Source organism: Pseudomonas zhanjiangensis (assembly GCF_041027545.1).
Lineage (GTDB): Bacteria > Pseudomonadota > Gammaproteobacteria > Pseudomonadales > Pseudomonadaceae > Aquipseudomonas > Aquipseudomonas zhanjiangensis.
Map to the genome: position 1 here is coordinate 65,206 of NZ_JBFTEG010000001.1, position 13,535 is coordinate 78,740.

The 13,535-nt window shown below is 71.3% G+C and carries 8 protein-coding genes; 4 read left to right on the plus strand and 4 right to left on the minus strand.

Going from position 1 to position 13,535, the window contains the following annotated elements:
* Nucleotides 1-7: 7 nt before the first annotated feature.
* The 3 genes from recD to recC are packed head-to-tail and all read right to left on the minus strand — an operon-like array spanning nucleotide 8 to nucleotide 8,744.
* On the minus strand, nucleotides 8-1,861 hold the full coding sequence (gene recD, locus AB5S05_RS00295) for an exodeoxyribonuclease V subunit alpha (RefSeq protein WP_369285398.1): 1,854 nt from the start codon (nucleotides 1,859-1,861) through the stop codon (nucleotides 8-10).
* Complete coding sequence (gene recB, locus AB5S05_RS00300; protein WP_369285399.1) at nucleotides 1,861-5,403, minus strand: exodeoxyribonuclease V subunit beta; 3,543 nt, start codon at nucleotides 5,401-5,403, stop codon at nucleotides 1,861-1,863. Before recB ends, recD begins: the two co-directional genes overlap by 1 nt.
* Nucleotides 5,400-8,744 carry an exodeoxyribonuclease V subunit gamma gene (gene recC, locus AB5S05_RS00305; RefSeq protein WP_369285400.1) on the minus strand — a complete coding sequence of 1,115 codons (3,345 nt, stop codon included), beginning with the start codon at nucleotides 8,742-8,744 and terminating at the stop codon, nucleotides 5,400-5,402. Before recC ends, recB begins: the two co-directional genes overlap by 4 nt.
* 147 nt (nucleotides 8,745-8,891) lie before the next feature.
* Here recC and AB5S05_RS00310 point away from each other — a divergent pair, with 147 nt between their 5' ends.
* From AB5S05_RS00310 to AB5S05_RS00325, 4 genes are all read left to right on the plus strand, one after another.
* Nucleotides 8,892-10,022, plus strand: a complete 1,131-nt coding sequence (locus AB5S05_RS00310; protein ID WP_369285401.1) for a PilT/PilU family type 4a pilus ATPase — start codon at nucleotides 8,892-8,894, stop codon at nucleotides 10,020-10,022.
* Between the two features lie 298 nt (nucleotides 10,023-10,320).
* Nucleotides 10,321-11,967: a Na/Pi cotransporter family protein gene (locus tag AB5S05_RS00315; RefSeq protein WP_369285402.1), complete on the plus strand. Its 1,647-nt coding sequence runs from the start codon at nucleotides 10,321-10,323 to the stop codon at nucleotides 11,965-11,967.
* Nucleotides 11,968-12,069: 102 nt separating this feature from the next.
* A complete protein-coding gene (locus AB5S05_RS00320; protein WP_369285403.1) occupies nucleotides 12,070-12,672 on the plus strand; it encodes an RNA polymerase sigma factor in 603 nt (200 codons plus the stop codon).
* Entirely contained in the window at nucleotides 12,666-12,902 is a 237-nt protein-coding gene (locus tag AB5S05_RS00325; RefSeq protein WP_369285404.1) for an anti-sigma factor family protein, read from the plus strand. The genes AB5S05_RS00320 and AB5S05_RS00325 overlap by 7 nt, the downstream gene beginning before the upstream one ends.
* Nucleotides 12,903-12,912: 10 nt before the next feature.
* Here the strand turns inward: AB5S05_RS00325 and AB5S05_RS00330 are convergent, their stop codons facing one another.
* On the minus strand, nucleotides 12,913-13,530 hold the full coding sequence (locus tag AB5S05_RS00330; protein ID WP_369285405.1) for a nitroreductase family protein: 618 nt from the start codon (nucleotides 13,528-13,530) through the stop codon (nucleotides 12,913-12,915).
* Between the last annotated feature and the right edge of the window lie 5 nt (nucleotides 13,531-13,535).

Genomic DNA, 13,535 nt, shown 5'->3' on the forward strand with positions numbered 1-13,535 from the left:
ACACCCGCTAGTCGAACAGGCCTAGCTGGGTACTGGCACTGGCCGGCCCTGGCGCCTGTCGCGCAGGCACCGCGGCCAGGCGCTCGGCCAGTCCCGCCGCCCGTTCGGCGCGGGTCGCCACCGCCTCGGCCAGGCGCGGCGCCAGCGCCCAGATCTCGACCTTGCGCTTGGCGCGGGTGATGCCGGTGTAGAACAGGCTGCGGGTCAGCAGCGGGCTGGGCTGCTCGGGCAGCGCCAGCAGCACCTCGGCAAACTCCGAACCCTGGCTCTTGTGCACGGTCATGGCGAAGGCGCTGTCATGGCTGGGCAGGCGCGCCGGGGCGAAGGGCCGGTAGCCGTCCTCGGACTCGAAGAACACCCGCAGGCCGTGGTCGGTCTGCAGACACAGACCGATATCGCCGTTGAACAGGCCCAGGGCGTAGTCGTTCTGCCGCACCATCACCGGCCGGCCGACGTACCAGCGCTCGCGCCCGGCGACCTGGACGCGGCGCTTGATCCGCGCCTCCAGCGCCTCGTTGATCCCGGCCACGCCCCAGGCGCCTTCGCGCTGGGCGCAGAGTGCGCGAAAGGCGTTGAAGGCGGCGAAGGCGGCGGCCGGCTCGCCGACTCTGGCCGCCGCCAGGTAGGGCCCGTAGCCCTGGTCCAAACGTTCGAGCAGATCCTGCGGGGTCGGCTGGGCGTTCCACGCCAGGTCGGGCCGCCCCTCCTGCAACAGCTGGCGGGTGCCGGCGACATCGCCGCCGTTGATCCGCCGGGCCAGCTCGCCGATGCCACTGTCGCCGGCGAAGCGGTGGCTGTGGGTCAGCAGCACCACCGCATCGCCCAGCGCCGAGGAGGGTGGCTCCACCGCCACGGCCTGACCAGTGAGGCGCTCGAGCTCGGCCGCCGCCGCGGCGTCGAAGCCGCGTCCCTCGCACAGTTCGGCGAACACCGCACCGGCCTCCACCGCGCACAGCTGGTCCTTGTCGCCGAGCAGGATCAGCCGCGCGCTCGGCGGCAGCGCGTCGACCAGCTTGGCCATCAGCGCCAGGTCGACCATCGAGGCCTCGTCCACCACCAGCACATCCAGGGCCAGCGGGTTGCCGGCGTGATGGCGCACCGCCGGGGTGTCGCCGCGGCTGCCGAGCAGGCGGTGCAGGGTGCGCGCCTCTTCCGGCAGGGCGTCCTTGATCGCCTGCTCGACCGGCAGCGCGGCCTTGGCGCCGCGAATCGCCTCGGCCATGCGCGCCGCCGCCTTGCCGGTGGGCGCAGCCAGGCCGATGGCCAGACCGGCGTCTTGCGGATGGCCGCCCCGTTGCTCCAGCAGCGCGGCGAGCAGGCGCACCACTGTGGTGGTCTTGCCAGTGCCGGGGCCACCGGAGATCACCGCCAGACGCCGGCGCACCGCCTGGGCCGCAGCCAGGCGCTGCCAGTCGGGCCGCTGTCCCGCTTGTGATGACGCATTGAAGGCGAACAGCCGCGTCAGGCTCTCGCTCAGGCGGGTCTCGTCGACCGCCGGGCGATCGCCGGCGCGGGCCAGCAGCTGTGCGGCCAGCTGGCGTTCGTAGGCCTCGTAGCGCGCCAGGTAGAGGCGCTCGCCCGTGAGGATCAGCGGGACGAAGTCACCCGGCATGCCGACCAGGGACGAGGCCTCGAGCCCCTCGCGCCATTCGCCCAGCGGCGGCAGCGTGAAGTCGTGCTCGGGCCAGGGTCGCTGGCCGGCCAGGCGCGCCAGCGGCAGACAGACGTCGCCCTGTTCCAGCGCGGCGCACAGCAGGGCGGCCGAGGCCAGCACCAGAGGCTCGGCGCTGGGCTCGAGGCGCCGCAGGCTGGCGAGCAGGGCGCGCTCCAGGGGGCCGAGGGGCAGGCTATCCAGATTCATCAGCGGCCCTCCTCGAACAGTCGGTCCAGGGCGTCGAGCAGGCTTCCGGGTGGCCGGGCGAAATACACCCCGGCGCCGGGCATGCCGCGCAGGAACAGGTAGTAGGCGCCGCCCAGCTGGCTGTCGTCGAAGTCGCCCAGGCGCTGGCGCAGGAAGCGCCGCAGCGCCACCAGGTAGATCAGGTACTGCAGGTAGTAATGCTCGCAGGCCAATGCCTGGACCAGTCGCTCACCCTGGTAGTGGCTGGCATCCGGGCCGAGCCAGTTGGACTTGTAGTCGGCGATGTACCAGCGCCCTTCATGCTCGAAGGTCAGGTCGATGAAGCCCTTGAGAAAACCCTTGAGGCTGTCGAACTCCAGGCGCGCGGCGGCCTCGCGCATCGGCGCCGGCAGGCCATGGACCGGGTCGGCGAGAATGGCGCGCAGGCGCTGCACGTCGAGCCCGGCCACCGGGAAGGTGAAGCCCAGCTCCGGCAGGCGCCGCGCCGGGTCCAGGCCGGCCAGGCACAGGCCGTTGCCGTCCAGGTCGGTGTCGATGACCCGCTGCAACTGCTGGCGGGCGATCTCGGTCCAGCCGGCGGCGTCGATGCCGTGGCCGCTCAGCGCCGGCTCGACCAGTTCGGCCAGCGGGGCCTTGCCCCGCGCCCAGTCCTCGAGGATGGCGTGCAGGCAGGTGCCGGCACGGGCGCCGCGAGGGAAGGCGAAGAAGCCGCTGCCCGGTTCGCTGGCGGCCGGAATGGCCAGGGCGTCGCGGTCCGGCGCCTCCATGTGCAGGCCCGCCGCCAATCCCGAAAAGCTGCCGATGCGCCAGGCGCTGTGCAGGCTGCGCTGTAGCTGGGCCAGGTGCTGCGGCGCCGGCGCGCGGGCCTCACCAGCGGCGCTGGCCTCGCCCGCATAGGGTGGCAGCAGCGCCATGCGGCCCTGGCTGGCGGCCACCAGCTGCTCGACTTCGCCGCGCAGGCCGGCCGGGTCGAGGCTCTGCAGGTGGCCGGCCAGTTCGTCCAGGGCATCCGCGCCCGGCAACTGGCGACCGTGCAGCAGCCAGGCCAGGGCGCTGCTGTGCAGACCGGAATCGGCGAGGCTGCCGTCCTTCTTCGGCCGGCAGTCGACCGGCCCCCAGTGCAGCCACAGGCGATCGCGGGCGCGGGTCAGGGCCACATAGGCCAGGCGCAGCTTCTCGGCGAAGCGTTCCCGGCGGGCGCGTTCGCGGTGCTGGTCGAGCCGCTCGCCGCCGAGGTCGAGCAGCGGCGTGCCGTCGTCGGCGTGGCAGCTGATGTCCTCGCTCTGCCGCAGCAGGGCGCCGTCCCACAGGTAGGGGCAGAACACCAGCGGGTACTCCAGGCCCTTGGAGGTGTGGATGGTGACGATCTGCACCCGCTCGGCATCGCTTTCCAGGCGCAGCAGGGCGTCCTCGCCGTGGGCCTCGGCGCGGCGCTGGTCGTTGAACCAGGCCAGCAGCTGCTCCAGCCCCGGGCGCTGCAGACTCTCGCTCTGCAGCAGCTCGGCCAGGTGCAGCAGGTTGGTCAGCCGCCGTTCGCCATCGACCAGCGCCAGCAGGCGCGGCGCCACCTGCTGCTCGTCGAGCCAGGCGCGGAAGGCGCGCATGAAGCCCTGCTGCTGCCACAGCTGGTGGTAGCGCTCGGCGGCCTCGCGCTCCTCGTCCCAGGCCCGCGCGTCGTCCTGGCAGGCGGCCAGGTCGGCGGCGCTGCGCCCCAGCAGGCGGCTGGCCAGGGCATAGCGCAGGGCGCCCTCGCGGCCGGGCTCGGCATAGGCGGCGAGCACCGCGGCCAGGGCCTCGGCCTCCTCGCTGTGCCAGACGTTCTCCTTGCCGCGGCGCACGCTGGGCACGCCGCGCGCGCTCAGCTCGGCGGCCACCTCGGCGGCCTGGCGGTGGCTGGCGACCAGCACCGCGATGTCGCCGCCCCTGATCGGCGTGCGCGCGTCCGCCTGCTCGAAATAGGCGTCGCCATTACCGCTGGCGCTGAGCACCGCGGCGATGCGCCGGGCCGTGTCGCGCGCGGCCAGGGTCCCGGCCTGGCCCTTGGTCAGGTAGTCATCCTCCAGCCAGACCAGCGCCAGCGGCGCCGCCTCGGCCTGCTCGGGCAGTACCAGACGCGGCCGCGGGCGCTGGCTGGCGCCCACCGACGGATAGACCAGGCCCGGTTCGGCGAAGGGCCTGGCCCGGTCGAACAGCTGGTTGAGCGCGGCGATCAGCTCGGGGGTGGAGCGGTGGTTGGTGGCCAGGCTGTATTGGCGCGCCGCTTCGCCGCGGGCCTGCAGGTAGGTGGCCAGGTCGGCGCCGCGGAAGGCGTAGATGGCCTGCTTGGGGTCGCCGACGAAGCACAGGTCGCCGGCGTCCCGATAGATGCGGCGAAACACCTGGTACTGCACCGGGTCGGTGTCCTGGAACTCGTCGATCAGCGCCACCGGGTACTGGCGGCACAGGGTCTGCGCCAGGTGCTCGCCGCCCTCGCCGTACAGCGCCTGCTGCAGCTGGTTGAGCAGATCGTCGAAGGCCAGCAGGCGCTGGGCCGCCTTGCGCTGCGGCAGCTGCTGATTGAGCTGGCCGATCAGCCGTACCTGCAGGTCGATCAGGCGCTGCTCGGCTTGCGGCTGCGCCGCCTCCAGCGCCTCGACGAGCGCCTGCAGGGCCTCAGCCAGCGGGCTGTCCGGCGCCGCCGCGCCCTTCTTGCTGGCCTTGAGCAGGCCCTCGCGAGACAGCCGGCGCAGGCCCTCGGCCTTGCCGAACAGGGCCGCCGCATCGCCGAAGTAGCCGTCCAGCTCCTGCTGCCAGGCGGCCAGCTTGATCGGGTCGACCATGTTGCTCTTGAAGCCGTCGAACGCCCTGAGCTGCTCCAGCCAGGCGCCGCTGTGCGCCTGCCAGGCCGCGTGGGCCTGCTGCCAGGCGGCGCGCAGCGGGGCCAGTTCGGCGTGCGCACCGGGTGCCGGCTCGATGCGCAGGTAGGGCTTGCCCAGGTGGCCGCGCAGGCGCTGGCGCAGGACCTGGGGAGTGAGTTTCTGCTGGACCAGGAAGGCCGCCCATTCCGGCTCGGCGGCGGCCAGCTCATGGCGCCAGAGGTCGGCGAGCAGGGCGTCGAGAATCTCCCGGTCGTCCTGGGTCAGCTCGTTGTCGAAGTCCCCGCCGGCCTCGAAGGCCGCGTCCTGCAGGGCGCGCTGGCAGAAACCGTGGATGGTGAAGATGGCCGCCTCGTCGAAGCCGTGCACCGCCAGCAGCAGGCGCCGGTGGCTGGCCGCATCCGGGTACTGGGCGTGCAGGCGGTTGAGCAGCTCATCGCTGCCGGGACCCTGCTCGTAGACCGCCAGCAGTTCGGCCAGACGCTTGCGGATGCGCTCACGCAGCTCGGCGGTGGCCGCGGTGGTGAAGGTCACCACCAGAATCTGGCCGACGCTCAGCTGCTGCTCCAGCAGCAGGCGGGCGTAGAGCGCGGTGAGGGTCCAGGTCTTGCCGGTGCCGGCGCTGGCCTCGATCAGCGAGCGGCCGGCGAAGCTGTCCTGCAGCAGATCCAGGCTGGCGCTGTTCATGCCTCGTCCTCCTCGCCCTGCAGGGCATCCAGCGCCGGGCCGTAGAGCCGTTCGGCCAGCGCTTCGAAGCGTTCGTCGAGCGGATCGCGGTCACGGAAGGCCAGGGCGTTCCAGGGGTCCTGGCCCTCGCCGGTCAGGTAGTCGTTGCCCTGCCACATCAGCCGCGCCTCGGCCCGCGCCGCCTCGATCGGCTCCTTGCGCCCGGGCTTGCGCCACTTGCGGGCGAAGCCGTGGCTGCACTTGGCCAGCAGCGGCAGCGGTTCGCAGAGCGCCGACTTGTAGGCCTCGAGCCAGGGCTCGAGCAGCGCCAGGGGATCGGCCAAAGGCCCCAGGCGCCACTCGCTTCGCGGCGACAGCAGGCGGCTGTCGCGGGCGATGCCCGGGCCGGCGGCGTAATTGAGCAACAGGTGGCGCAGCCAGAACGGCGCCAGCTCCCAGGCGCCGAGGTCGCGCAGGCGGTAGTCGATCAGGCCGCTGGCCGTGACGCCGTCGAGCCAGCCGTGGATGCGCACGCCGGCCAGGCGCAGGTCGACCAGCAGCGGCTGCGGCGCATCCTGCGGGCGTTCGTCGAACAGGGTCGGGGCGAAGGCGCGGATCGGCCCGCGGATCTGCCCCCAGTGCGCCTGGCCCAGCTCGCCCACTGGCAGCCAGCCGGAGGCGGCGGCCACCGCGCGTTCCTCGGCCTCGCTCCAGCCGCGCTCGACCGCCTGCAGGGCCAGCTGGCGCAGGCCGTGCTGGCTGGTCCATTCGACGCTGAAGGGCTCGTCGCCGGCCAGGGCCTCCTCGCTCTGCGCCAGGCGCAGGCCCAGGCGTTGCTCCAGCAGGTAGCGCGCCGGGTGCTTGAAGCAGTGGATCAGTTGGCTCGGTTCCAGGCACAGCGGATCGCCGCCCGGCCCGTCCCCACCTGGCGCCGGCAGGGGCGTGGCGAAGGGCGCGGGTGGCGCCGCCGGCGCGCTGAGGCGCTCGGCCGCCTGGAACCAGGCCGCGGAGAAGCCGGCCTGGCGCGCCCCGGCGAAGTTGCCGGGGGCGAACGGCTGCAACGGGTGGTGATGGGTGATCCGGGCACTTGCCTTAGTGCTGACGACGGGCAGCAGCGGCTCCCGGCCGCTTGCTGCACTTCCCACCTCCCTGTGGGTCGCGGTGAGGTCGATCACGTCCAGCAGCTCGCTGACCAGCACCGAGGGCGGCAGTTCGGCGTTGCTGCGCGGGTCGCGGCCGACATAGCTCAGGTACAGGCCGCCGCGCGCCGAGAGCAGGGTCTCGAGCAGCAGGTAGCGGTCGTCCAGGCGCCGCGCGCGATCGCCGCGACGCGGCTGCTGGGCGATCAGGTCGAAGCCGGCGGCCGGGGTGCGCCGGGGCAGGGCGCCGTCGTCCAGGCCTAGCAGGCAGACCAGGCGGAACGGCAGGCTGCGCATCGGCACCATGGTGCAGAAGGTCACCGCGCCGGTGAGAAAGCCCGAGGCGCCGCCGCCCTGTTCCAGCGCCGTGGTCAGCTGCTGGCGCACCAGCGCCAGCTCCAGCGGCCGCTCGATGCCGGCCGCGCTCGCCTGTTCGGCCAGGGCGGCGCAGGCCCTGGACAGCAGCAACAGGCTGTCGCCGGCCTCGCGCTCGTCGAACAGGGCGTCGATCAGCGCCAGCAGGGTCTCGGCCCATTCGGCCAGCGGCCTTGGCCGTTGCAGGCTCTGCGCCAGCGTCGCGAGGCGCTCGACGAAGCCGGCCAGGCGTCCGAGCAGCTGGGCGCGGGCGCCTTCCAGGGCATCCAGCGGCCAGCTGTCGCCGAGCAGCGGCGCCGCCAGGCCGGCCAGCTGCGGCGGCGCGGCGAAGCCCAGCAGCAGGCGGTCGAGGCCCTGGCGCCAGGTGAAGGCGGCGTCCGCCGGCAGGCCGAGCTGGGCCCGGTGGCCGTCGTCGCGGCCCCAGCGCACGCCGGCCTCGCGCAGCCAGTCGCGCAGCAGCGGCAAGTCCTCGGCCTCGATCCCGGCGCGCCGTGCCAGGGCCGGCTGCTCCAGCCAGCCGAGCACTTCCTCGGCGCTGAAGCGGCTGTCGGGCAGGGCCAGCAGGTCGAGGAAGGCCTCGATCAGCGGCACCTCGGCGCGCAGGCTGCGGTCGGCCAGGCTGAACGGGATATAGGGCGTGGTCGCGGGCGCTTGCCGGTCGCGCGGGGCGCCTTTCCTGGATGAAAAAACCGCCTCGATATAGGGGGCGTAGCGCTCGATGTCCGGGGTCAGCACCACCACCTGGTCCGGGCTCAGCGTGGGGTCGGCCTGGAAGCGTGCGAGCAGCTGGTCGTGGAGGATCTCCACCTCGCGCAGCGGCGAGTGGGCGACGTGCAGCTCCAGCGAACGGTCGTCCTCGCGCAAGACCAGCCGCTCGTCCGCCGTGCGGGTGCGCAGGCGCAGGATGTCGTTCTGCAGCGCCTGTAGCAGGCTGGCATCGTGCAGGTCGGCATCCTCCGAGTAGATGCCCAGCTCCTGGCTGCCCTCGGTCGAGGCCAGGGCGAACAGGCTGTCGAAGAAATCCCGGCCCTGCTTGCCGAGGCTGGCCAGCAGGGGGTGGCCGACGTCCAGGTACCAGTCGTCGGGGGCGAGCTCGGATTGCCGGGCCAGCTCGCGGACGTCACGGATCTCGCCCCAGGCCTCGCGGCAGGGGTTGAGGGCGAAAATGACGACTTGCGTATGCCGCGCCAGGCCGTCGAGCACGCGCATGTGATGCGGCGCCAGGGCGCTGATGCCGAACACCAGCAGGCGTTCGGGCAGGCCGGCGATGGGCGCGTCGTCGTACAGGCGCTGTAGCAGGTCGTCGAGCAGACGCGCGCGGTGCGGGTGGCCGCCCTCGGTCAGCTCGCGCCAGAGCAGCGCCTGCCAGGCCTCGTCGGGGCCCAGTTCGAGCAGCTCGTCGCGCTCCCAGGCGGCCAGCCAGTCGTCGCGATACAACAGGTATTGGTCGAATACGTCGGCGATCTTCAGCGCCAGCGACAGCCGCCGGCGTTCGTCGCCACCCTCCAGGTAATGCGCCAGACGCGGCGCCTGGGCCAGCTGGGCCGGCTCGCACAGCCAGTCGTAGAGGCGCCAGGCCAGGGTAGCGGGGGTGAATGCCGACTGCTCCGGCAGCTGACCGAGCACCGCGCGCGACAATTCCCAGACGAAGGCCGAGGGCAGCTGCACCTCGAGCTGCATGGCGATGCCCTGCTTGCGCGCCAGCTCCAGGGTCAGCCAGCGGCCGATGCCCTGGCTGGGCACCACCACCCGCGCCGGGGCGAAGGAGTCGGCCAGCGGCTGGGCGAGCAGGGTGGTGGCCAGCTCGCCGAGGGTTTCCAGGTCTGGGGCGTGGTAGAGGGTCAGCATGGGGCGCGGTCGCATCCGTTCAGTCGGGCTAGGTTAGCAGTTCGGCCAGTCTCAAGTCCCGGGGCGACAAACGCTGTCGCCCGACCTGGATCAAGGCGTGCGCGGCGCCGCCCGCTAGACTGATGCGGCACAACGCCAGGAGGCCCGATGAACGACACGACCCACGACGACCCGCTGGATGTATTCCCCTACCTGCAGGCGCTCTACCAGCGCGGCGGCTCGGACCTGTTCTTCAGCGTCGGCGCGCCGCCGCACATCAAGCTCGAAGGCCGCAGCCAGCCGCTCGGCGAGCGCGCGCTGAAGGCCGGCGAGGTGCAACGCCAGGCCTACCAGCTGATGAGCCAGAAGCAGATCATGGAGTTCGAGCGCGACCTGGAGATGAACCTGGCGGTGAGCGTGCAGAACGCCGGGCGCTTTCGGGTCAACGTCTACTACCAGCGCGGCGAGGTGGCCATGGTGGTGCGCCTGATCAAGAGCCATATCCCGGACTTCCAGACCCTCGGCCTGCCCAAGCTGCTGGAGAAGCTGAGCCTGCAGGATCGCGGCCTGATCCTCATGGTCGGTGCGGCCGGTTCGGGCAAGTCGACCACCCTGGCGGCCATGCTGGATTTTCGCAACCGCCACAGGAGCGGCCATATCGTCTGCATCGAGGACCCCATCGAGTTCCTCCACAAACACCAGAAGTCGATCATCGACCAGCGCGAGGTGGGCCTGGACACCCACAGCTTCGCCGACGCCCTGCGCAACGTGCTGCGCGAGGCGCCGGATGTGATCATGCTCGGCGAGATCCGCGATGCGGCGACCATGCAGCACGCCCTGCACTATGCCGAGACCGGCCACCTGTGCCTGGCCACCCTGCACGCCACCAGCAGCAGCCATGCCATCGAGCGCATCGCCCGCTTCTTTCCCGAGCAGGCGCGCCACCAGGTGCTGGCCGACCTGGCGCAGAACCTCCTGGCGGTGATCGGCCAGCGCCTGGTACCCGGCCTGGCGCAGAAACGAGTGGCGGCGGTAGAACTGATGCTGGCCACCCCCTACATCCGCGACCTGATCCAGCGCGACCAGCTGAGCGACCTGCGCGAGGCCACCGCGCGCGCCCTGGAGCAGGGCCTGCAGACCTTCGACCAGCACCTGTTCCAGCTGCTCGAGGGCGGCCGGATCGCCCTCGCCGAGGCGCTCAAGTTCGCCGACTCGCGCACCGACCTAAGCCTCAAGGTCAAACTCGAGCGCGGCTTCGGCCACGACGACGGCGACATCAAGGTGCTGCGCGACGGCTGAGCGCGGCGAGCGCGATCGGGCCGGCGCCTCATCAGCCCGTCGGCTGGCCTGCGCAGCGCCCGGACCATACGCGGCGAACGGCCCGGTGCAGTGCTCACCATGCCTGCCCCGCCGCTCTGCCGCCGAGCGCCTGGAAGGCTGGCGCTAACGCCAATCGGCGACTACAGCTTAAGACAGGCCCGATAAAAACCACTCGATCGCGGGCCGCCAAAAAATGACCCGGGCCCGGCGCCGCGGGCAACCTGCTCCAACTCCGCTTGTTGCCCGCGCCTGGGCGCCTCTGTCAGGGAGATGCACGATGCTGACCCTGCTCAACCTGCTCTCGGCCGTCGCCCTGCTGATCTGGGGCACCCATATAGTACGCACCGGCATCCTGCGGGTGTATGGCTCCAACCTGCGCAAGGTGCTCAGCCACAACGTCAGCAAGCGGCCGCTGGCCTTCGCCGCCGGGATCGGCGTGACCGCCCTGGTGCAAAGCAGCAACGCCACCGCGCTGCTGGTCACCTCCTTCGTCGGCCAGGGCCTGATGGCGCTGACCCCGGCCCTGGCGATCATGCTCGGCGCCGACGTCGGCACCGCGCTGATGGCGCGGGTGCTGACCTTCGACCTGAGCTGGCTGTCGCCGCTGCTGATCTTTATCGGGGTGATCTTCTTCCTCTCGCGCCGACAGAGCCGTGCCGGCCAGCTCGGCCGCGTGGGCATCGGCCTGGGCCTGATGCTGCTGGCGCTGGAGCTGATAGTCGCCGCCGCCACGCCGATCACCGAGGCCCACGGGATCAAGGTGCTGTTCGCCTCGCTGACCGGCGATCTGCTGCTCGATGCCCTGATCGGCGCGCTCTTCGCCCTGATCTCCTACTCCAGCCTGGCCGCCGTGCTGCTCACCGCCACCCTGGCCGGCGCCGGCCTGATCAGCCTGCCGGTGGCCATCGGCCTGGTGATCGGCGCCAACATCGGCAGCGGTCTGCTGGCCTTTCTCACCTCCAGCCTGCAGACCCCGGCCGGGCGCCGGGTCGCCCTCGGCAGCCTGCTCTACAAGCTGATCGGCCTGCTGCTGGTGATGCCGCTGCTGAGCCCGCTGGTGGACTGGCTGGACAGCCTGAACTGGCGCCCGAGCGAACTGGTGATCGGCTTCCACCTGCTCTACAACAGCCTGCGCTGCCTGCTGATGCTGCCCAGCGTCGGGCCGATGGCGCGCTTCTGCAACTGGCTGCTGCCCGATCGCCCCGAGGACAATGGCGTGGCCCGCCCGCGCCACCTCGACCGCACCGCTCTGGACACGCCGAGCCTGGCGCTGTCCAACGCGGTGCGCGAGACCCTGCGCATCGGCGACCTGATCGAAACCATGCTGCGTCACCTGCTGGAGGTGCTGCGCAGCAACCAGCCGGCCCTGAGCAAGGAGCTGCGGCGCCTGGATGACGATGTCGACGCCCTGTACAACGCGGTCAAGCTGTACCTGGCCCAGGTGCCGCGCGACGTGCTCAGCGAGCGCGACAGCCGGCGCTGGGCGGAGATCCTCGAATGGGCGGTCAATCTGGAACAGGCCGGCGACATCATCGAGCGCATGCTCGGCAAGGTGCAGGACGAGAAGACCGCCCAGCGTCACGCCTTCTCCGACAGCGGCCTGGAGGAGCTGGCCGAGCTGCACGGGCAACTGATGGCCAACCTGCGCCTGGGCCTCAACGTGTTCCTGTCCGGCGACGCCGCCAGTGCCCGCCAGCTGCTGCACGAAAAGCGTCGCTTCCGCGCCCGCGAGCGGCGCCTGGCCCATGCCCATGTCGGCCGCCTGCACCGTCAGGTGGTGCAGAGCATCGAGACCAGCGCCCTGCACCTGGAACTGATCAGCGACATGAAGCGCCTCAACTCGCTGTTCTGCAGCAGCGCCTACGTGGTGCTGGAGTCCGGCGAGACCGGCGCCCTCAAAGCAGAGGAGGTAACTGGCGAGTGAGCGCGCTTCGGACCGGCGGCGTAACAAAAGGCGCTATGCGCCTTCCAAGCTTTGACGCCCCCGAGTCTGCGGCGCTGACATCACCCAGCCGAGGAGGTATTGATGAACGAGCAGGAATTGGTGCTCGGCATGCAACGCGGCGACCCGGCGGCCCTGGAGGCCGCCATCCGTGCTCATCACAGTTTCCTGATCGCCATGGCGACCCCGCTGATCGGCAACGACCTGGCCAATGACGTGGCCCAGGAAACCTGGATCAAGGCCTTTGCCGCCATCGGCAAGTTTCAGGGCAAATCCAGGCTGCGTACCTGGCTGGCCCGTATCGCCCTGAATGAGGCCCAGGCGCTGAGGCGCAAGTACCGGCGCGAGCTGTCGCTGGACGGTGGCGGCGGTGACAACGGCTCGCCACTGGCGGCAAGGTTCACCAGCATCGGGGCCTGGAACCTCCCGCCCAACCAATGGGACTGCGACTCGCCGGAGGCGCTGCTGAGCAAGGCCGAGCTGGCGCGCTGCCTGCGCCGGCATGTGCACAAGCTGCCGCGCGACCAGCAGTCGGTGCTGCTCATGCGCGAGCTGGGCGGGCTGGAGTTCGGCGAGATCGCCAAGACCCTGAAGCTGGCCGAGGGCAATGTCCGGGTGCTGCTGCACCGCGGTCGCCAACGCATCCATGCCATGCTCGAGCACTTTGAGGAGGTGGGCCAATGCTGACCTGCGAACAGATGGCTGAGTTGGGCTCGGACTTCATCGACCGCCGGTTGAGCCGGCGCACGCGCCTGGCGGTGCTCCTGCACGTGCGCAAATGCCCCCACTGCAGCCGCTATATCAAACAGCTGCGGCTGACGTCGCAGGCGCTGCAGGCGCTGCCGTTCGACGACGAGCCGGTGGACAGCCGGGCGATTCTCGCCCGCGTCCACCCGCCGCAGGGTGCCAGCCACTGAGCACTGCCATTCAGGCGAAACGGAGCACCTCGGTCAGCGGCTTGCGCGGCTTCTGCGGCCAGTTGCCGGCAGCCGGATAGCCGGCAGTGACCAGCATCACCGGCAATTCGTTGGCGCCCAGGCCAAACTCGCGCGCCACCCCGGCGGCATCGAAACCGCTCATGGCCCCGCTCGCCAGGCCCATGCCCTGCGCTGCCAGCATCAGGGTCATGGCTGCCAGAGAGGCCGAGCGCAGCGCCTCGTCGCGCTGCAGTTGCGGGTTGCCGCGGTGCGCGTCGGTGGCGGCGGCGACCCAGCCATCGACCAGCGCCGGCTCGAGGATGCCGCGCTGCAGCGCCGGTTGCAGCGCCCGGGCCAGCCCCTCATAGGCCCCCAGGGTGCCGCAGATGATAAAGGTGACCGGCGCATCGACCACCTGCGATTGCCCGTAGGCCAATGCCTGCAGGCGCGCCTTGGCGGCGGCGGAGCGCACCGCGACGAACGTCCAGTTCTGCAGGTTGTAGGCCGATGGCGCACGGGTAGCCAGGCGCACCAGTTCGGTGACCTGCTGCTCTGACAGCTCGCGTTCGGCGGCGTAGCGACCGGTCGAGACGCGCGCTTCGATCAACTGCTTGATGCTCTGGGACATGCCAT

What these genes read in the sequence shown, in the direction of transcription:
- recC (WP_369285400.1), bottom strand. Translation starts at nt 8,744, where the DNA reads ATGCTGACCCTCTACCACGCCCCAGACCTGGAAACCCTCGGCGAGCTG.
- AB5S05_RS00320 (WP_369285403.1), top strand. Translation starts at nt 12,070, where the DNA reads ATGAACGAGCAGGAATTGGTGCTCGGCATGCAACGCGGCGACCCGGCG.
- AB5S05_RS00310 (WP_369285401.1), top strand. Translation starts at nt 8,892, where the DNA reads ATGAACGACACGACCCACGACGACCCGCTGGATGTATTCCCCTACCTG.
- recB (WP_369285399.1), bottom strand. Translation starts at nt 5,403, where the DNA reads ATGAACAGCGCCAGCCTGGATCTGCTGCAGGACAGCTTCGCCGGCCGC.
- AB5S05_RS00330 (WP_369285405.1), bottom strand. Translation starts at nt 13,530, where the DNA reads ATGTCCCAGAGCATCAAGCAGTTGATCGAAGCGCGCGTCTCGACCGGT.
- AB5S05_RS00315 (WP_369285402.1), top strand. Translation starts at nt 10,321, where the DNA reads ATGCTGACCCTGCTCAACCTGCTCTCGGCCGTCGCCCTGCTGATCTGG.
- AB5S05_RS00325 (WP_369285404.1), top strand. Translation starts at nt 12,666, where the DNA reads ATGCTGACCTGCGAACAGATGGCTGAGTTGGGCTCGGACTTCATCGAC.
- recD (WP_369285398.1), bottom strand. Translation starts at nt 1,861, where the DNA reads ATGAATCTGGATAGCCTGCCCCTCGGCCCCCTGGAGCGCGCCCTGCTC.